Below are 19,201 nucleotides of genomic sequence, written 5' to 3' on the forward strand. Positions count from 1 at the left end.
CGTCGTCAATCTCAGGCCTCGACCCGCGACCGGTGATCGATGCCATGCTCGCGCCAGTCCAGTGCGGGCGGCTCGTAACCGATCGGCCGCAGCAGGCTCGGCACCGAGCTTGTATCGAGCGAAAAATGCTCGCGCCTTCGCTCCATGGTCGGCACGGCGGCAATCAGCCGCTTCGTGTAGGCATGCTGCGGATTGGCAAGGATCGCGCCCGCATCGCCGATCTCGACGATCCGCCCTGCATAGAGGACCGCGATCCGATGGGCGATCCGCTCCACCACCGCCATGTCGTGCGAAACGAACAGGTAGGCGAGCTTCATCTCCTTCTGCAGGTCGACGAGCAGGTCGAGCACCTTTGCCTGCACGCTGACATCGAGCGCCGATACCGCTTCGTCGAGCACCAGCACCGAAGGATTGACCATCAGTGCCCGTGCAATGCAGAGCCGCTGCCGCTGGCCGCCGGAAAACTCGTGGGCATAGCGCCCCAGGCTGTCGGAGGGCAGCCCGACCCGCTCCAGAAGCTGGGCCATCCGGGTCTTCATCGGCGCGTCGATCCGCCCGCCCGAGGCGATCACCGGCTCGCCGAGCAGGCTTTCGACCGAAAGCCGCGGGTTGAGAGAGGCGTAAGGGTTCTGGAACACCATCTGCACCGGGCGGCGACCATGATCTTCGCCGCTCGCAACGGTCTCGAACGTCCCGCGCGTCGGCGCGACGAGGCCGAGGATCGCGCGCGCCGTCGTCGACTTGCCCGAGCCGCTCTCGCCGACCACGGCCAGCGTTTCGCCGGGCATCACCTCGAATGTAACGTCCTCGACGGCATGTACCGCGCCGGTCTGGCGACGCAGCAGGCCGCCGGTCACCGGGAAACGGACGGTCAGGCCCTCGACGGAGAGCGCCGGAGGGACTGCGGTGTCCGACGGCCGCGTGTAGTCGCTGCGCGCATGCCGTCCGGCAGTGAAGTGCGGCACGGCGGAGAGCAAATGCTGCGTGTAGGCGTGCTGCGGCCGGTCGAGCACGTCGTCAAGCCGTCCGTGTTCGACGGCGCGGCCGGACTGCATGACCATCACGCGGTCTGCGATGCCGGCGACGAGGCCCATGTCGTGGGTGATGAAGATCATGCCCATGCCGGTCTCGCGCTTCAGCTCGGCGAGCAGCGCCATGATCTGCGCCTGGACGCTGACGTCGAGCGCCGTCGTCGGTTCGTCGGCGATCAGCAGGCGCGGGCTGCAGGCGAGCGCCATGGCGATCATCACCCGCTGCAACATGCCGCCGGACAGCTGGTGCGGGAAATAGCTGAGCCGGCGTTTGGCGTCGGGTATGCGCACCCGGTCAAGCGCCTCGAGCGCCGCCGTCTTCGCCTGCTGGCCGGACACGCCGCGATGCAGGCGGAAGGCCTCCTCGATCTGCCGGCCGATCGGCAGGACCGGATTGAGCGAGGTCATCGGCTCCTGGAAGATCATGCCGATCTCGGCACCCCGGATCTTTTCGAGCTGCCGTTCGGGAGCATGCGCCAGATCGACGATGTTGCCGTCGGCGCAGCTGAAATCGAGTTTTCCCTGAAGAATGTGGCCGCCGCCATAGTCTACCAGGCGGTTGATCGACAGCGCGGTCACCGACTTGCCGGAGCCGCTTTCGCCGACGATGGCGAGCGTCTCGCCGGCGTCGAGCGTGAAGTCGATGCCGTGGACGACGGGTTTCATCTGCGCGCCGCGGCCGAAACCGACTTTCAGGCCGGAGACATCGAGAAGGCGGGTCATGCGAATGCCCTCCGCGCCTTGGGATCGAGGACATCGCGCAGCGCGTCGCCCAAGAGGTTGAAGCCGAGGATGCCGAGCATGATCGCAAGCCCCGGGAAGGCGAGCAGCCACGGCGCCATTTCCATCAGGTTGCTGCTGTCGGCCAGCATCAGCCCGAGCGACGAGGCGGGAGGCTGGGTGCCGAGACCGAGGAAACTGAGGCCGGCTTCTGTCAGCAGCGACCAGGCGAGCGCCAGCGTCACCTGCACGGTGAGCGGCGCGACGAGGTTCAGCATCAGGTGACGTGTCAGGATATAGGTGCGGCTGCTGCCGAAGGTGCGCGCCGCGTCGACGAAATCGCGCGACTTGATCGACAGCGCCGGGCCGCGCACGACGCGGGTGAAGATCGGCGTGTAGACGATGGCGATAGCGACGATGCTGGAGAACGTGCCGGTGCCGGCGACGACGACGATCAGCAGCGCCAGCAGAATGGCCGGGAAGGCGAGGAGCACGTCCATGCAGCGCATGACCAGCCCGTCCCAGAGATGGCCGAACCAGGCGGCTGTCAGCCCGAGGACGGTGCCAAGTGTTGCTGCGATACCGACCGACGAGAAGGCGACGAGAAAGGACTGGCTGATGCCGATCATCAGCCGGCTCGCCACGTCGCGGCCGAACATGTCGGTGCCCATCCAGTGCGTGAGGCTCGGACCCTGCAGCCGCTCGACGCGGAACTGCATCAGCGGATCATAAGGTGTGAGGCCACAGGCGGCGGCGAGCGCCACCAGCAGATAGGCCAGCACGATGAAACCGCCGATGCGCCCGCTCGGGTGGCGGGCGAGGCTGCGGATGATCGATGTCATGAGCGGCCCCCGAGGCGAATGCGCGGATCAAGCGCCACGTAGACGAGATCGACCAGCAGGTTGACGATCATGAAATTCAAGGCGACGAACAGCACGCTGCCCTGCACCAGCGCATAGTCGCGCTGCAGGATGGCGTCGAGCGTCATACGGCCGAGGCCGGGAAGCGCAAAGATCTGCTCAACCAGCACTGCGCCGCCCAGCAGATAGCCGCATTCGACGCCGCTCAGCGTCACGACCGGGATCAGCGCGTTGGGAAGCGCGTGGCGCCAGATGACATCGCGGGCGGGTGCGCCCTTGGCGCGGGCAGTGCGCACGTAGTCGTCTCCCAGCACGTCGAGCATGGCCGAGCGCGAGATGCGGGTGACCGAGGCGGTGAAGGCAAGCCCGAGCACTGCCGCCGGTAGGATCATCTGGGTGAGGTTAGCCACAGGGTCGACAGTGAGCGGCACGAATTCGCCCATGCTCGGCAGGATGCCGAAGCCGGCCGAGAGAATGTAGATGACGACGAGACCGACGACGAAGCTGGGTGTCGACTGGCCGATCATCGCCAGCACGCGCACGACGAGATCGGATCGCTTCTCGCTGCGGGTGGCGGCAAAGACGCCGGCCGGCAGGCCGACGGCAATCGCGATGATCATCGCCAGCACCGCCAGTTCCAGCGTCAGCGGAAAGCGGCCGAGGATCACCTCCAGCACCGGCTTGCCATAGGTGACGGAGACGCCGAAATCGCCGCGCACGAGGCCGGAGATCCACCGCCAGTACTGGGTGAGCCAGCTCTGGTCGATGCCGAAATAGGCGGCGAGCGCCTGCTTCTGCTCTGGCGTCAGCAGGCCTGCCTCCGTGCCGAGCATGGCGGTGATGCTGTCGCCGGGGATGAGGCGGATGGCGACGAAGACCAGGATGGAGACTCCGAGCATGACGATCGGAAAGGTGATCAGCCGTCTGGTCAGGTAGTTCATGTCGCGATCCGCCCCTTTAGCATTACGGCTTCAGGGTCGTCTTCGCCAGACCGAACAGCGAGCCGTCCGGCGAGGAGACGAAGCCGTCGACGTTCTGCTGCTGTGCGGTGTAGCTGAAGCCGGTGTAGAGCCAGATCCACGGGGCCTTTTCCGCCAGGTGCTTGTCGAAGGCGGAGAAGATTTCCTTGCGCTTGGCAACATCGGTTTCGACGCGGCCCTTCTGCATCAGGTCGTCCAGCGTGTCGTCGATGTAGTTGGCGACCTTCTGCAGGTTGCCGGTCTTGGTGAAGTAGCGGTTGTACATCGAGTACGGGTCGGCACGGCCGCCGTTCAGCGCCACGGCCATGTCGAAGTCGCCCTTCAGCCAGGTGTCGACAAAGACGTTCAATTCCATCAGCCGGATGTCGAGGTTGATGCCGATCTCCTTCAGCTGCGACTGCAGCACCTGCGCCTCGGAGGCGGCGGTCGGCGGCTCGCCGGTCGCGGCAATCACGGTTGCCGAGAAGCCATCCGCATAGCCCGCATCCGCCATCAGCTTCTTCGCCTTCTCGAGATCCTGCTTGTAGCAGAACAGGTCTTCCGGCTTGGAGCGGTAGGTCGGCATGGTCAGCGGGCCGGTGACCTCGCCTTCGCCCAGCAGGGCCGTGTCGAGGATGTCCTTGCGGTCGACGGCGCAGGAGATCGCCTGGCGCACGGCAAGCTCGGTCATCGGCTTGCGCGACGGGTTGAGCTGCAGCACGTGGTAGGCGAGCACCTGCACCTTGTTGAGCTTCAGCGTCGGCACGCTCGGCACCAGCGTCGCGACCAGCGGATCATTGATCAGCGCGAAATCGACCTTCTTGGCACGCAGCGCGGCGAGGATGGCGTTCTCGTCCGGCAGCACTGTGATGTCGATGCCCTCGACGCCGGTCTTGCCGCCGGCCCACTCGGCATTGGCGGTCAGCGTCTCGCGCACGTTCGGCTCCCACTTGGCGAGCTTGAACGGACCGGAACCGACGGCCTGCGTGCCGACCTTGCCAGCCGCGATTTCCGAGGCCGGAACGATGGCGGCGTTGATGCTGCTCATCGCCGTCAAGAGCGGCACGTCCGGCTGCGACAGGTTGAAGACGACGGTCTGATCGTCGGGCGTGTCGATGCTGGCGATCGACAGGTAGTTGGCACGGGCGGCGGCGGCCGTCGCCTGGTCGAGAATGCGCTCGAACGAGGCCTTCACGTCCTTGGCGGTGACCGTCGCGCCGTTGTGGAATTTCGCCTTCGGGTCGAGCTTGAAGGTCAGGCTCTTTGCGTCGTCGGCGAAGGTCCACGAGGCGGCGATCGCCGGGATCGGCTGCAGGTTGGCGTCGAGCCGGATCAGCGGCTCGTAGACGAGTTCGAGAAGCCGGATCGACGAGAAGGCCGTCTGCTTGTGCGGATCAAGCCCTGTCGCATCCTGCGACCAGGCCATCTTCAGCGTCGCGGCGCCGGCCTGCACGGGCAGTGCCACGGAAAAGCCAAGGGCGATTGCCGCCGTGGCGCAGGACATCAGTGAGTGTCGCAGTGTCTTGGTCATGTCATTCTCCCTCTTTTATCGTTGATCGATTTAGACTGCACGGTGTGCCAGATCTCTGCCGGCATCGGCAATCGCCTTGCGCAAGAATCCGTCCGCCTTTTCCAGTGCGGTCTCCGCCAATCCTGCCGGCAAGCCCGTTACCACCATCAGGATCGCCAGCTTGACGTTGCGGCCGCTGTCGTCGAGCGCCTGTTCGGCGACGTCGGCGGCACAACCGGTCGCCTGGACGATCATGCGGATCGCCCGTGCGTGAAGCTTCTGATTGCTGATCGCGAGGTCGACCATCAGGTTCTCGTAGGTCTTGCCGATGCGGATCATGCTGGCCGTCGTCAGCATGTTGAGCACGAGCTTCTGGGCGGTGCCGGATTTTAGCCGCGTCGAGCCGGTGACGACTTCTGGGCCGACGACCGGAGAAATGGCGATATCGGCGATCGTCGCCAGTGCCGAATCCGGATTGCACGACAGTCCGACTGTGGTCGCGCCGATGGATTTTGCATAGTCGAGGGCGCCGAGCACATACGGCGTGCGGCCGCTGACGGCGATGCCGACGACGACGTCCTTGGGCGTCAGCCCTATGTCGCGGAGGTTCTGCGCGCCTTCGCCGGCGTCGTCCTCGGCACCCTCCACGGCCTTGAGCAGTGCCCGGGGGCCACCGGCGATCAGGCCGATGACCATGTCGTCCGGCACGCTGAAGGTCGGCGGGCATTCCGATGCGTCGAGAACGCCGAGCCGGGCGCTGGTTCCGGCGCCGCTGTAGATCAGCCGGCCACCCTGCCGGAACGCGCGGACGATCTCGTCTACGGCGAGGGTGATCTGCGGAATGACCTTCTCCACGGCCAGCGGAACCAGCCGGTCCTCGTCGTTCATCACGCGCAGGATCTCGCCGGTTTCGAGGAGATCAATGTCCATCGATTTCGGGTTGCGGGCTTCCGAAACCAACAGGTCGAGCTCGGACAAAAGACGCTCGTGGGACATGGATGATCACTCTTTCGTTGTCAAATTCGTAGGATTGAATATTCCGATTGTCAATCTGGATCGGGAATATATTATTCCTGATGAGGTATGGCGCGGCCTGTCGTCCGGTCGGTCATGCGGCCATTCCGGCCGCGCGTCGGGCAAGGATGATCGACCCGGAAACAGCATCGCCATCCGCCGGTTTCAATCGCCGCCGGACATCCGGCGAAAGCCAGGGCTCGATCGGGCCCGACAGACCCCCGAGCAACGTCACCAGCTGTGCACCGAGCTCCACCATCCGCCGCACCAGCGCGTCGATCTGTTCGGCCGCCATCTGCACGATGAACCGTGCCGCCGCATCGCCCTGGTCGGCATGCCGCAGGACCATCGGCGCTAGGGTCGCATAGTCCGTGGCAGTTGCCCGGTCCATCCAGCCGACCACTTCGCCCGGCGAGTTGTCGAAGCGGTTCATCACCTCGGCCAGCAGCGCTGTCTTGTCGCGCCTTCCGTCATGCGCGCGCAGCGCCAGCTGAATGGCTTTGAGGCCGAGATCCGCGCCGCTGCCCTCGTCGGAGATCGGAAAGCCATAGCCGCCTGCGCGCAACTCCTTACCGCCGATGAAGGCGAGCCCGATCGAGCCTGTGCCTGCAATGACGATCGCGCCGTCGCGGCCGGAATGGGCACCAAGGCAGGCGCAGGCGCCGTCCGAGATGAAGCTGGTGCTGGCGAATGGATGCGCGAGCGCCTTCAGTTCGGCAAGCGAACCTGCGCGGCTGACGCCGGCGATGCCGATGCCGGCATGCACGGTTGGAGCGTGGGCGGGATCAAGCCCCGCCTCTTCGGCGGCCGCTCCCCAGGCGCGCATCAGTGACGCCCAGGCCTCCGCGACGCCGAGGCGCGTGGTTGCCGGACCGGACAAGCCTTCGCCGACGACATTGCCGTCGATGTCGACGATGCGCGCCCGGCATCCGGTACCGCCGCCATCGACGCCGAGGAAAAGCACCGGCTGCTGCGATGGAACGGTCATTGCGAGATCCGCTCGATCTGCGCGCCGCACTGGGCAAGCTTGCGGTCCAGGTGTTCGTAGCCGCGATCCAGATGATAGACGCGGTTGACAATGGTCTCTCCCTCGGCCGCCAGCCCTGCCAGCACCAGCGAGACGGAGGCGCGAAGATCGGTCGCCATCACCTGCGCGCCCTTCAGCGGTGCACCGCCCCTAACGATGGCCGTCGAGCCGCTGAGCGTGATATCGGCGCCCAGCCGGCGTAGTTCCGGCACATGCATGAAGCGGTTCTCGAAGATCGTCTCGCGGATGATCGTCGTGCCGGATGCCAGGCACGCGATGGCCATGAACTGCGCCTGCAGGTCTGTCGGAAAGCCGGGATAAGGTTCGGTGGCGATCTCGGCGGGCTTGCGCCGGTCCGTGCCGCTGACCACGACGCCTCGATCGCTCGGCCACAGCGTGATCCCCATCGCCTCAAGGGTCTGGCAGGCCGCCGCCATATGCTCCAGCCGGGCATTAACGAGTTCGATCTGTCCGCCGGCCACCGCGACGGCTGCGGCATAGGTGCCGGCCTCGATCCGGTCGGGAATGCCGTGGTGGCTCGCCGCACGCCACTGCGTCGGCCCACGCACGAGGATCCGATGCGTGCCGGCGCCTTCGATCTCGGCTCCCATGGCGATGAGGCAGTGGGCGAGGTCGACCACTTCCGGCTCGCGCGCGGCGTTGACGATCTCGGTTTCGCCACGCGCGCCCGTTGCCGCCATCAGCGCCGTCTCGGTGGCGCCGACGGAGGGACCGGGCAGGACGATGCGCCCGCCGGTAAGGCCGGCGGCAGCGTCGGCGACGATGTAGCCGCCTTCCACCGATACCGTAGCACCGAGTGCTGAGAGCGCCTTCAGGTGCATGTCGACCGGGCGAGCGCCGATCGCGCAGCCACCCGGAAGCGAGACGCGCGCCTTGCCGAAGCGCACCAGAAGCGGAGCGAGCACCAGCATTGTCGCACGCATCTTGCGCACCGTCTCGTAGTCCACCTCGCGCGGTTCGATGGCCGAGGCGTCGATGCGCACCGCGCGCGCGTCCTGCGTCACCTCGGCGCCGTAGATACCGGCGACGCGCAGCATGTTGGCGACGTCCGACACCTTGGGCAGGTTCGTCAGTTCGAGCGGAGCGGTTGAGAGGAGCGCGGCAGCAATCTGCGGAAGACCCGCATTCTTGGCGCCGGCGATGGAGACGGCGCCGCTAAGCGGCTGCCCGCCGATGATGCGCAGTTGATCCATCTCAAGTCTTTCCGGGGAAATTCTGCAGACGTGACCGAGAGGGGCTGGTCAGGCTGTCGATGCGGTTGGTATAATTCCGGATGATTTCGGAACGGCGAATGGAAAATTCCGCGCCTGTCGATGCCCGTCGCCTATCCGTCCCGCCGAGAGGAATGCTGCCATGTCCGTCCTCAACATCATTCGCGCCAAGCTGGACAGCCTGACGCAGGCGGAGCAGACGATCGGCCGGTTCATCCTCGACAATCCGGATCGCATGGTGGCGCTGTCGTCGGCCGAACTTGCCTCGGCGACCGGCCGTAGCCAGTCGAGCGTCGTCAAGTTCGCCCAGAAGATCGGTTATGGCGGCTACCAGCAGCTGAAGCTCGCCGTCACCCGGGCCAAGGCGCAGGAATGGCAGGTGCCGTCCGGCATGATCCACGGCTCGATCGATGCCAGCGACGATTACATGACGATCCAGCAGAAGCTGGTGGCGAGCAAGCTGCATTCGATGCAGGAGACGATGCAGGTGAACGGCGAAGACAGCGTCGCGCGTGCGGTGAAGATGCTCGCCGAAGCGCGCCGCATCCACCTGGCCGGCGTCGGCGCCTCCTCGCTTGTAGCGCGCGATTTTTCCTACAAGTTGCAGAAGCTCGGACGGATGGTGCTGATCGACAGCGACAGCCATGTGCAGATTGCCAATGCCGCGACGCTGGGTGAAGGCGACGCACTGTTTGCCATCTCCTATTCGGGCGCGAGCCTGGAAACGCTGCGGGTGGCGGAGCTCGCCGCCAAACGAGGCGCGTCGGTGCTGTCGCTGACCGGCCTGCAGCCGAACCCGTTGACAGGCATCGCCCACCTGCATCTCTACACGATTGCCGACGAGGAGCGGGTGCGTTCGTCTGCCATCACCTCGCGCGACGCGCAGCTGATCCTCACCGACCTCTTGTTCCTGATGCTGGTCCAGCACCAGGCCGATGCCAACGACTACATCCATGCCAGCGAAGCGGCTGTCTCCGTGCTGAAGGCCTGAGCGACCGGTCATTTGACCGCTCCCGCCGTCATGCCGCTGATGAACTGCCGCGACAGGGTTATGTAGAGAATGATGACAGGCAGCGCCGAGAGGGTGAGGCCGGAAAACAGCACGCCCCAGTCGGTGCCATATTCGCCCATGAAGGTCGTGAGGCCCTGCGGCAGGGTTTTCAGGTCGTCGTTCTGGATGAAGATCAGCGGAAAGAAGAAGTCGTTCCAGATCGGCACGATGTTCTGGATCGCCGAGATGACCATCGCCGGGCGCACCAGCGGCAGCATGATCGACCACATGATCCGCGCCTCGCTCGCCCCGTCCATCCGGGCGGCATCCTCCAGCTCGTTGGGCAGGCTGCGGATGAAGCCGGTCATGATGAAGACGGTGGTCGGAAGCCCCGTCGCCACATAGATGCAGATCAGCGAAAGCCGTGAATCGAGAAGGCCGAAATCGCGCATCTGGATGAACAGCGGGATGATGGCAAGCTTCAGCGGCAGGGTCAGGCCAGCGAGGAAGAACAGCAGCACCAGGCTCGACCCGCGGAAATCATATCGCGCGATCGCGTAGGCGGCCATCGTCCCGAGCGTCAGGATGAGGACGATCGACGTGCTGGTGACGATGAAGGAATTGGCGAGGTAACGCAGGAAGTTGGTTTCGGTCCACACCCGCAGGAGGCTGCCGACATGGGTGACATCGGGAACCGCAAACGGCGTCTGGAAGATCTGCGCGTTAGTCTTGAACGCCGAGAAGATCATGATCACGATCGGCCCCAGCATGATCACGCTGTTGGCGATGAGGATGATCTGGATCAGCCCATCGCGGCCAAGCGTCGCCAGGAGGCCGCGGTCGAAGGTGTCGCGTGCGGGGCGGCTCACAGCTGGATCTCCCGCTTGCGCAGATAAAGCGTCAGGAAACTCGAGACGACGGCGATGAACATGAAGATCAGCACGGCGAGCGCGCTGCCGGGGCCGAAATTCTCGGCCGATGCCGACATGCTGCCGAAGGCGGTGCGGTAGAAATAGAGGCCGAGCACGTCGGTCGCGCCATGCGGGGCACCATCGATGCCGCCCATGATGTAGGGCATCTCGAACCAGTTGAAGGCGCCGACGAACAGCAGCGTGAAGACGACGGTGGCGCTGGGCGCAACCAGCGGCCAGATGATCTTGCGGATGATCAGCCATTCGCTGGTGGTTTCCATGCGAACGGCATCGAGGATCTCGCCGGGGATCCGCTGCATGCCGGCCAGGAAGACGAGCGTCGGGAAGCCGACCATGTGCCAGGCATTGGCAACGACGATGGCGGTCAGCGCGGTCGAATCCTGGCCGAGCCAGGGTTGCGCGAGAAAGCCGAGGCCGACCGAGCGCAGTGAGATGTTCACCACTCCGAACAGCGGATGCAGGAACAGCTTCCACAGGAGGCCGACGATGACCGTCGACAGGACGACCGGCAGGAACACCGCGATCCGGTGGAAGCGGGCGCCGGGAAGATCGCGCCAGAGGCAGTAGGCGAGCGCGAAGCCGACGCCGTTCTGCAGGATCATCAGGGCGAAGAAAACGTAGATGTTGTGGACGAAGGCATTCATCGTCCGTTCGGAGAACGGGAACTCGAAGAGCACCCTGCGGAAATTTTCAAACCAGATGAAATCGCCGCGCACCAGCCCGCGCCACTCGAAGAAGGCATAGGCGAAGGCCGACAGGATCGGGTAGACGAGAAACAGGCACATGAAGGCCATCGGCGGCACGATGAGGGCCGTGATCCACAAACGCCGTCCGGTGAACTGGGTGGATAGCATGCTTCGTCCTGTGCGATTTTCAGGAGGTCGAGGGCCGCCGGAAGGAAGGATCTCCCGGCGGCTTGTGGCACTTACTTCTTCTTGAACGGCGCGTACCAGGCAGCGAGCCCATCGGTCATCGACTTGCCCACTTCGGCGGGTGTCATCTGACCGTTGAACAGCTTGCTGACACCGGCCTGGATGAGGTTCGATCCAGTCGGTTCGCCGTAGCGGAAGTTGACGAGCGTCATGTAGGAGATCGAGTTCTTGTTGAGCTCGGCAACCTCTGCCAGCACCGGGCTGTCGAAGGTCACGCCCGGCACGGCCGAAACGTTGTTCAACTCGTTGGCGAAGGCCTGGGCGAATTTCTTCCCCGCCACGTAGTTGAGGAATTTCAGCGCCGCCTCGTTGTCCTTGCTCTTGGCGTTGGCGGCGAAGCCAGAGTCGAAGAACAGACCGACGAGCTTCTCATCCTCGGCCTTCAGGCCGGGCGCCGGGAAGACGCCCATCTTCAGGTCCGGGTTCTGCTTGGCGAAGTTCGACAGCTCGAAGGAGCCGCCGGCAAACATGCCCGCCATGCCGGAGGTGAACAGCTGCTGGGCAGACGCGTAGTCGAGGCCGACGAAGCCTTCCGGGAAATAGGCGGAGATTTCCTTCAGCCGCGAGATCGCCTCGACGTAACGCGGATCGTTGAAGTCGGTCTTGCCGGCCATCAGGTCGTCATAGAAGCCCTTGCCCATGATCGACGAGGTGAGCGCCGAAACGATCGTCTCGTTCTGCCAGCCGGTCGCGGTGCCGTTGGCAAATGGCATGATGCCGGCCGCCTTCAGCGTTTCGCAGGCCTTGAGGAACTCGTCCCAGGATTTGGGCTCGGCGATGTTGTTCTTCTCGAAGATCTCGGTGTTGTAGATCACCAGCATGGTCTGGCTGGCAGCCGGCACGGCGTAGAGCGTCTTGTCGGAGCGCATCGTCTCCGAGGCGAGCGCCGGTTCCGAGAAGCCCGCAAGTGCCGGGATCTTTGTCTTGTCGAGCGGCATCAGGTAACCGGCACCGGCAAGGCTCTCGATGCCGCCATAGGTGCGGGTCATCATCAGGTCGGGACCCTTGCCGCCGGCCAGCGCCGTCGACAGGACCGTGTTGTAGCTCGTCGCCTCGAAGGCCTCGAACCTGATCGTCGTGCCCGGGTTCTCGGCCTCGAAATCCTTGAAGAACTTCTCGTACTGCGCCTTGTCCTCCTGGCGCCAGGTCCAGAAGGTGAGGTCTGCGGCAAAGGTCGCCGTGGCGGACATCAGGGCCGAGACGGCGAGGGTGGCTCCCAGAATGTAGTGTTTCATGTGTTCCTCTCTCTTTTCGCGTTGTATCTCTGCGGATAGTTGGCGTGGTCAGACGGGCAGGCGCTGCGCCGTCTTCTGGCTGAAATAGTGGGCCTTGCCGGGCAGCAGCCCGAGCTTCACGGGCGTATCGGGGGCAAGGTCGACATCCGGCGTCGCACGCACGGCGATCGGCGGCTCGTTGCCGATGCGCACGTAGACGAAGGCGTTGTCGCCGAGATATTCGGTGTAGACCACCTTTGCGGCAAGGCCTTCGGCCGCATCGACAGGAAGGATTGCGATCCCGTCCGGCCGCATGCCGATCAGCAGGCTGCTGTCGTCGCTCTTCGGCAGGAGCGTCGGCCGCAGCGTCCCGATACCGGGGGCAACGAGCACCTCGCCCTGGCGCTCGACCGAAAGGAGCGCCATGCGCGGCGAACCGATGAAGGTGGCGACGAAGGTGTTGGCCGGCGTCTCGTACAGCTCGCGGGGCGTGCCGAATTGTTCGATGCGACCCTTGTTCATCACCACGATCCGATCGGCCAGCGTCATCGCTTCCACCTGATCATGGGTCACGTAGACCGTCGTCCCGCCGATCTCGCGGTGCAGGCGGGCGATCTCCAGCCGGACGTCGGAACGCAGGGCCGCGTCGAGATTGGAGAGCGGCTCGTCGAGCAGCAGCACCTTCGGCTTGCGCACCAGCGCCCGACCGATGGCGACACGCTGCCGCTGGCCACCGGAAAGCTCGCGCGGCTTGCGCTTCAGCAGCGGGTCGAGCTGCAGCATGCGGGAGGCTTCGGCGATACGCGTCTCGACCTCGCCCTTGGGCAGGCCCATCAGCCGGGCGCCGAATGCCATGTTCTCGTATACGTCCATGTGCGGATAGAGCGCGTAGGACTGGAAGACCATGGCGATGCCGCGCTTGGACGGGGCGACCTCGTTCATCCGTCGGCCATCGAGCAGGAACTCGCCGTCGGTGATCGGATCGAGCCCAGCGATCAGCCGCAGAAGAGTCGATTTCCCGCAGCCAGACGGACCGACGAAGACGATCAATTCGCGGTCGTGCATTTCAAGGTCGATGCCGTGCAGGACATCGGTCGTCTTGAACCGCTTCTTGATGCCGCTGAGTGTCAGTCGGGCCACGCTTGCTTCTCCTGTCGTCTGTCGATGTGTCGCCGGATGCTTGCGCCGGCGCTCCTCATGGCTCTATCGGTGAAGTACCGCGTCGATGGCGTCGATCGTCTGCTGCGGTGTCACGTGATGGATGCAGAGCCCCCAGCCCGCCGACTGGGCGGCGTTCACGTTGTCCAGCGAATCGTCGATGAAGACGATGTGCTGCGGATCGACGGCTTCCTGTTCAGCGAGCGCCTCGTAGCTGTCGAGGTCCGGCTTCTGCAGTCCCGTCAGGTGCGACACATGGGCGTGGTGGAACAGGTCGGGCTCCAGCAGCCGTTCGGTAACGTGCTGCCAGTGCAGGGCGTTGGTGTTGGAGAAGGCGACCACCCGATGCTCGCCACGCAGCCGTCTGACGAGTGCGATCATTGCCGGATCGCCCTGCAGGAGAAACTCGGTTTCGGCACGACGCAGTTCGGCAGGTGTCACGCCATGCAGGGCCGATGCCTCCTCGACATAGGTTTTCTCGTCGGTGAGGCCGAGACGGAAGGCTCGATCGAGTGCGCCGAGAGCTTCACCGGCATTTGTCGACGAAGGACGGCTGACGGCGGATGACAGGATCGCGCGGCGCCGCTCCGGCGCAAGGCCGATGAACACGCCGCCGACGTCGAAGACGAACAGACGCGCTGGAACCTTGTCGTGTCGGTGATGATCCGCCATTGCGCGTATTCTCGTGCTCCCCGGGTCCCGTTGAATTCCGGGACCTCTTGCTGCCCACACTGGCAAAGATGGAAGGAATTATCAATTCCCATTGTGCTTGCGATGAAGAATAAATTATTTGTCGAAAGGGAATAGCGGACGTGAGGTTGAGAACTTGCGGCAGCAGCGCAAATGGCTGCAAGTGTCGGCAGCGCAAACCGCGCGCGCTCTACCCTCCCGGAGGCTCATGCTCGAACATCTGATCAGGGAATACGGAGCGCTGGCCGTCTTCGTCGGTGCCGCTGTCGAGGGCGAGACGGCAGTTTTCCTCGGAGGCGTATTCGCTCACCGTCAGCTGCTGTCCTATTGGCAGGTGGCGCTGGCTGCCTGTCTCGGCTCGTTCATTGCCGATCAGTTCTTCTTTCTCGCCGGCCGCTATGCCCGGGAATTCTCGCTGGTCCGCAGGGTGCGATCGGCCCCGATTACCGCCAGGATCCTCGATCTCCTCGAACGGCATCCCACCGGCTTCATCCTGGCCTTCCGCTTCATCTACGGCATGCGCACCGCAAGTCCGCTGGCGATCGGCCTGTCGAAGATCCCGGCAATGCGCTTCCTGGTGCTGAATGCCATCGCCGCGATTGTCTGGGGGATCGCCATCACCACCATCGGCTACCTTTTCGGCAATGCCGTGGAAGCGCTGTTCGGCAGGCTGCGGCTACACCTGCATCTGCTGATGGCACTTGCCGCCGGGCTGTTCCTGATCGCCGCAGCCGGCCTGTACTTGCGAAACTGGCTGCGACGGGCGCCGTCTTCCGAAGCGCCGAAAGACTGACGCACGCCCTCGTCGAGATCACCGGGTGATCAGGATGGCCCTGAAGTCGTTGACGTTGGTGCCGGTCGGTCCGGTCTCGAAGAGATCGCCGATCGCCGCAAATCCCGTATAGCTGTCATTGCCGTCGAGCAGGCGTCGCGGATCCAGGCCCGCAGCACGCAGACGTCTGACGCTTGCACCATCGGCGAACGCTCCGGCATTGTCCTCAGATCCGTCGATACCGTCCGTGTCGGCCGCCAGCAGGTGCACCGCGTGGCCGTCGAGCGCGATGGCAGCCGCCAGCGCGAACTCACCGTTGCGCCCGCCTCTGCCGCCCTTGGCTTTTATCGTCACGGTCGTCTCGCCGCCGGACAGCAACACCACCGGCTTGGCAAACGGCCTGTCGCGGGTTCCGATTTCGCGGGCGATAGCGGCGTGAACTGAGGCCACGTCGCGCGCTTCTCCCTCCATCGAGTCCGACAGGATCGCCGCCTCGATACCATTCGCACGCGCCAGTCTCGCGGCCGCTTCCAGCGAAACACCGGCCGAGGCAATGATGTGATGCGTGTGGCGGGCAAACACCGGATCGTCGGGGCGCGGCGCGTCGGCGGCCGGCGAGTTGAGGTGATCAGTTGCCGCTTGCGGCAGTTTCAGGCCGTATTGGCGCACGATGTCCAGCGCGTCGTGCCGCGTCGAACCGTCGGCGACCGTCGGACCGGACGCGACATGCGCGGGATTGTCGCCGGGGATATCCGAGACGATGAGGCTCGCCACCATGGCTCTGGTCATCGCCGCGAGCCGGCCGCCCTTGATCGTCGACAGATGCTTGCGCACGACATTCATCGCCGAGATCGGCGCGCCGGAGGCCAGCAGCATCTCGTTGAGCGCGATCTCGTCCTCGAGCGTCAGCCCGGGTGGCGGCGAGGGGAGAAGTGCCGACCCGCCGCCGCAGATCAGCGCGATCACCAGATCATCTTCGCCAAGTTCGCCGATCGCCTGCATCAGCCGTCGGCCGGCAGCCAGACCGGCCGCATCCGGCACCGGATGGGCCGCCTCGATGATCTCGATGTTGCGCGTTTCGCAGCCGTAGCCGTAACGCGTTACGACCACGCCTTCGAGCGGACCATCCCAGACGCTTTCCAGCGCCCGTGCCATCTGCGCCGCGCCCTTGCCCGCGCCGATCACCACTGTCCGGCCCTTCGGCTTCTCGGGCAGATGCGCAATGATGCAGGTCAGCGGATCGGCCGCGTTGACGGCCTCGAAGAACAGGCTCTTGAGGAAATCGCGGGGAGGGATCGGGGACATCGGCAGCTCCGTCAGGTGCGTCGGTCGGCGCGACGCGCAGTGGCCCATTTCTGCGGCGTAGCGAAGGCGGTTTCGCCGTCATCACCGCTGCGGGATCGGCGGCAGGATGCCATCAGAGCGACAGCACCTTGCCGGTATTGAGGATATTGTTCGGGTCGAGCGCCCGCTTGATGGTCGCCATCAGCGCCAGTTCCTCCGGGCTCCGGGAGAGCTTGAGGTAGGGCTTCTTGAGGAGCCCGATGCCGTGCTCGGCGGAGATCGTGCCGCCTTTTTCGGCCACCAGGCCAAAGACGAGCTCGGTGATTTCCTTGTTCGGCTGTTGCGCGCGGGCTGAGGGAATATTGCAGACGAAGTGCAGGTTGCTGTCGCCGATATGGCCGTAGCTGAGCCCGATAGCATCGGGCCAGCGTTGCGAGACGGCCGCTTCGATTTCAGCCACCAGATCACCGGCGTCGCTCGTCGGAACGCCGACGTCGAAGGCGGTCATCGGCCCCATCAGCTTCCCATACTCCGAAACGCTTTCGCGCACCGCCCAGAGATCTCGCGCCTCGCGCTCGGAATTAGGAAGGACCGCGTCAGAAACCCAGCCTGCTTCCAGCGCATCGGAGAGCACCTGCTCCAGAAGTACGCGGTTCTCCGCGGCATCGCGGCCGCCGGTCTCGATCAGCACATAGATGCCGTGCGCCTCGGCAAGCGCCCGGCGCAGGTCCGGCAGCCCGCCGGTCATGAAGTCGTAGAAGCTTGGCCACATGACCTCGAAGGAGGTGAGCGCCGACCCCATGCGCTGGCGGGAGCTTTTCAAAAGCTCGAGCATCGAGGGAAAGTCTGGACAACCGCAGAAGGCGCTGGCGAGGTCGGCCGGCTTTGCCTGTAGCCGCAGGACGGCACGGGTGATTACACCGAGCGTGCCCTCCGATCCGACGAACAGCTGCTTCAGGTCATACCCGGCATTGTTCTTCAGCATCTTGTTGAGCGAGGTGACGACGGTGCCGTCCGGCAGCACGACTTCCAGCCCCAGCACATGCTCGCGCGCCATGCCGAAGCGGATGACGCGGTTGCCGCCGGCATTTGTGGAGAGATTGCCGCCGATGACGCAGCTATCGCGGGCGCCGAGATCGAGCCCGAGGAACAGCCCTGCCTGCTCCGCCGCCTGCTGCGCCACACCGAGCGGAACACCAGCCTGCACCGTCATAGTCGCCATCACCGGGTCGACTTCCTCGATCGCATTCATCCGGTCGAGCGACAAGGCAACGCCGCCGTCGATAGGCCTTCCGCCGCCGGCCAGGCCCGTCAGCCCGCCCTGCGGCGTGACCGGCACCATGAACTGGTTGCAGAGGCGAAGCGTCGCCGAGACCTGCGCCGTCGTTCGCGGTCGCACCAGAGCCAGCGGCACGACAGGCGTCATGCCCGACCAGTCGTTGTGAAAACGGACGGGGATGTCGTCGCCGACGAACACATCGGCGCCAAGTTCGGCCTTCAGGCTCTCCAGGAAATCATTGCTCATCGGTGTCTGCCCAGGCTTTCTTCATCCAGCGTTTGAAAGGTGCCGGCGTCTGCTGACGGCAGTCCAGCATGCATGAGGTCCGGCCGCAAGGTCGCTGCGGCCGGACATCGGCGCGTCAGCGCAAGGCTTCGACCATCCGCTCGACAGCTGTCGCGAGCCGCGCCTTGTCGCGGAACACGCAGAGCCGGATGAAGCCCATTGACGAGGATCCGAACAGGTGACCGGGGGCCAGGCCGACGCGGGCCTTTTCGAGGATCATCGAGCAGGCCTCGCGCGCATCCGGCACGTCGCGCATGCCAAAGAAGGCATACATGCCTCCCTTCGGCTTGGTCGGCAGGACGATCGAATTGACCTTCGACAGGCCCTCGTAAACGATGTCCATGCCCGCTTCGACGCGCTGGCGGATGTCGGCGACCAGCGGCTCGCCCTGTTCGAGCGCTGCCACGGCACCCGCCTGGATCACAGCTGCCGTGCCGCTGTTGATATACTGGGTCATCGCGGCGATCTGGGCGCCGACGCTCTTCGGATGCGTCAGCCAGCCGACCCGCCAGCCGGTCATTGCCCAGGCCTTGGAGAAGCTGTTGATGGTCAGCACGCGATCCTCCTCGTCGGAGATCGCCAGCATCGATGGGGCCACGTCGCCGTGGAAGTACATGCGACCGTAGACTTCGTCGGAAATGATCCAGATGCCGGTCTGGCGGCTGAATTCCAACAGCGCTGCCATTTCTTCGGCGCTCGCCGTCCATCCCGTCGGATTGGCCGGCGTCGAGAGGAAGATCGCCCGGGTGCGCGCATCGCAGGCGGCAAACAGCCGGTCGAGATCGAGCTTCCAGTCACCATCGAAAACGAGCGAGACGGGGCGCGCCTCGGCACCCAGCAGGTGGATGGCGTTGTTGATGTTGGGCCATTGCGGCGCGACATAGACGACGTTCGTGCCGACTTCGGCAATCAGTGCCAGCGCCACGTAGAGCGCCTGCATGCCACCCGGCGCAACTGTCGAGCGGGTTACGTCGATCGTCCTGCTGTGAAGCCGCGATTGGTAATCGCTGATCGCCGTCTGCAACCGGCTGGTGCCGCGCATGTCGGGCACGTAGAAGGTTTCGCCGTCGTCCAGCGACTTCTTCGCCGCCTCACGGATGAAGCCGGGGGTGACCATGTCTCCTTCGCCGTACCAGAGGGCGATCACGTCCTCGAGCTTGGCTGCCCGCACCGCCATGGCCGCGATGTTTTCGGTGTGCAGGTCCTTGATCTGGTCGCGGATGCCACTGAATGCGGTCAGTGCCTGGTGTTTTGCGACGATGCGGCTGTCGATGGACGACATGTTTCTCTCCCATAGTGATGCGGCACCTG

The 19,201-nt window shown here is 64.7% G+C and carries 17 protein-coding genes; 2 read left to right on the plus strand and 15 right to left on the minus strand.

Going from position 1 to position 19,201, the window contains the following annotated elements:
- Nucleotides 1-11: 11 nt before the first annotated feature.
- The 7 genes from AAIH46_RS15505 to murA form a co-directional block, all read right to left on the minus strand.
- A complete protein-coding gene (locus AAIH46_RS15505; RefSeq protein ID WP_430306863.1) occupies nucleotides 12-1,754 on the minus strand; it encodes an ABC transporter ATP-binding protein in 1,743 nt (580 codons plus the stop codon).
- Complete coding sequence (locus AAIH46_RS15510) at nucleotides 1,751-2,593, minus strand: ABC transporter permease (protein WP_430306865.1); 843 nt, start codon at nucleotides 2,591-2,593, stop codon at nucleotides 1,751-1,753. The genes AAIH46_RS15505 and AAIH46_RS15510 overlap by 4 nt, the downstream gene beginning before the upstream one ends.
- Nucleotides 2,590-3,552 carry an ABC transporter permease gene (locus tag AAIH46_RS15515; RefSeq protein WP_430306866.1) on the minus strand — a complete coding sequence of 321 codons (963 nt, stop codon included), beginning with the start codon at nucleotides 3,550-3,552 and terminating at the stop codon, nucleotides 2,590-2,592. Before AAIH46_RS15515 ends, AAIH46_RS15510 begins: the two co-directional genes overlap by 4 nt.
- Before the next feature lie 22 nt (nucleotides 3,553-3,574).
- Nucleotides 3,575-5,074, minus strand: coding sequence for an ABC transporter substrate-binding protein (locus tag AAIH46_RS15520; protein WP_430307338.1), 1,500 nt, complete (start codon nucleotides 5,072-5,074; stop codon nucleotides 3,575-3,577).
- Between the two features lie 57 nt (nucleotides 5,075-5,131).
- Complete coding sequence (murQ, locus tag AAIH46_RS15525; protein ID WP_430306867.1) at nucleotides 5,132-6,076, minus strand: N-acetylmuramic acid 6-phosphate etherase; 945 nt, start codon at nucleotides 6,074-6,076, stop codon at nucleotides 5,132-5,134.
- Between the two features lie 112 nt (nucleotides 6,077-6,188).
- A complete protein-coding gene (locus AAIH46_RS15530; RefSeq protein WP_430306868.1) occupies nucleotides 6,189-7,082 on the minus strand; it encodes a BadF/BadG/BcrA/BcrD ATPase family protein in 894 nt (297 codons plus the stop codon).
- The gene (gene murA / locus AAIH46_RS15535; protein ID WP_430306869.1) at nucleotides 7,079-8,335 is read right to left on the minus strand and encodes a UDP-N-acetylglucosamine 1-carboxyvinyltransferase; all 1,257 of its coding nucleotides are present in this window, start codon (nucleotides 8,333-8,335) and stop codon (nucleotides 7,079-7,081) included. The genes AAIH46_RS15530 and murA overlap by 4 nt, the downstream gene beginning before the upstream one ends.
- A gap of 160 nt (nucleotides 8,336-8,495) precedes the next feature.
- Here murA and AAIH46_RS15540 point away from each other — a divergent pair, with 160 nt between their 5' ends.
- Entirely contained in the window at nucleotides 8,496-9,344 is an 849-nt protein-coding gene (locus tag AAIH46_RS15540; protein WP_430306870.1) for a MurR/RpiR family transcriptional regulator, read from the plus strand.
- Between the two features lie 8 nt (nucleotides 9,345-9,352).
- On the opposite strand, the gene AAIH46_RS15545 is transcribed toward AAIH46_RS15540, so the two are convergent.
- The 5 genes from AAIH46_RS15545 to AAIH46_RS15565 form a co-directional block, all read right to left on the minus strand.
- Entirely contained in the window at nucleotides 9,353-10,213 is an 861-nt protein-coding gene (locus AAIH46_RS15545) for a carbohydrate ABC transporter permease (RefSeq protein ID WP_430306871.1), read from the minus strand.
- Nucleotides 10,210-11,130, minus strand: a complete 921-nt coding sequence (locus tag AAIH46_RS15550) for a carbohydrate ABC transporter permease (protein ID WP_430306872.1) — start codon at nucleotides 11,128-11,130, stop codon at nucleotides 10,210-10,212. Before AAIH46_RS15550 ends, AAIH46_RS15545 begins: the two co-directional genes overlap by 4 nt.
- A gap of 71 nt (nucleotides 11,131-11,201) precedes the next feature.
- Nucleotides 11,202-12,443, minus strand: coding sequence for an extracellular solute-binding protein (locus tag AAIH46_RS15555; RefSeq protein WP_430306873.1), 1,242 nt, complete (start codon nucleotides 12,441-12,443; stop codon nucleotides 11,202-11,204).
- Between the two features lie 48 nt (nucleotides 12,444-12,491).
- On the minus strand, nucleotides 12,492-13,562 hold the full coding sequence (locus AAIH46_RS15560) for an ABC transporter ATP-binding protein (RefSeq protein ID WP_430306874.1): 1,071 nt from the start codon (nucleotides 13,560-13,562) through the stop codon (nucleotides 12,492-12,494).
- A gap of 63 nt (nucleotides 13,563-13,625) precedes the next feature.
- On the minus strand, nucleotides 13,626-14,252 hold the full coding sequence (locus AAIH46_RS15565) for an HAD-IA family hydrolase (protein WP_430306875.1): 627 nt from the start codon (nucleotides 14,250-14,252) through the stop codon (nucleotides 13,626-13,628).
- A 226-nt stretch (nucleotides 14,253-14,478) separates the two neighbouring features.
- Between AAIH46_RS15565 and AAIH46_RS15570 the strand changes: the two genes are divergently transcribed.
- The gene (locus AAIH46_RS15570) at nucleotides 14,479-15,063 is read left to right on the plus strand and encodes a DedA family protein (RefSeq protein WP_430306876.1); all 585 of its coding nucleotides are present in this window, start codon (nucleotides 14,479-14,481) and stop codon (nucleotides 15,061-15,063) included.
- A gap of 18 nt (nucleotides 15,064-15,081) precedes the next feature.
- Here the strand turns inward: AAIH46_RS15570 and AAIH46_RS15575 are convergent, their stop codons facing one another.
- From AAIH46_RS15575 to AAIH46_RS15585, 3 genes are all read right to left on the minus strand, one after another.
- Nucleotides 15,082-16,347: a glycerate kinase type-2 family protein gene (locus AAIH46_RS15575; RefSeq protein WP_430306877.1), complete on the minus strand. Its 1,266-nt coding sequence runs from the start codon at nucleotides 16,345-16,347 to the stop codon at nucleotides 15,082-15,084.
- A 112-nt stretch (nucleotides 16,348-16,459) separates the two neighbouring features.
- Nucleotides 16,460-17,851, minus strand: coding sequence for an FAD-binding oxidoreductase (locus tag AAIH46_RS15580; RefSeq protein ID WP_430306878.1), 1,392 nt, complete (start codon nucleotides 17,849-17,851; stop codon nucleotides 16,460-16,462).
- A gap of 115 nt (nucleotides 17,852-17,966) precedes the next feature.
- Nucleotides 17,967-19,172, minus strand: a complete 1,206-nt coding sequence (locus AAIH46_RS15585) for a pyridoxal phosphate-dependent aminotransferase (protein WP_430306879.1) — start codon at nucleotides 19,170-19,172, stop codon at nucleotides 17,967-17,969.
- Between the last annotated feature and the right edge of the window lie 29 nt (nucleotides 19,173-19,201).

It is taken from the genome of Rhizobium sp. 0TCS1.26, assembly GCF_050455525.1.
Taxonomy (GTDB): Bacteria; Pseudomonadota; Alphaproteobacteria; order Rhizobiales; family Rhizobiaceae; genus Neorhizobium.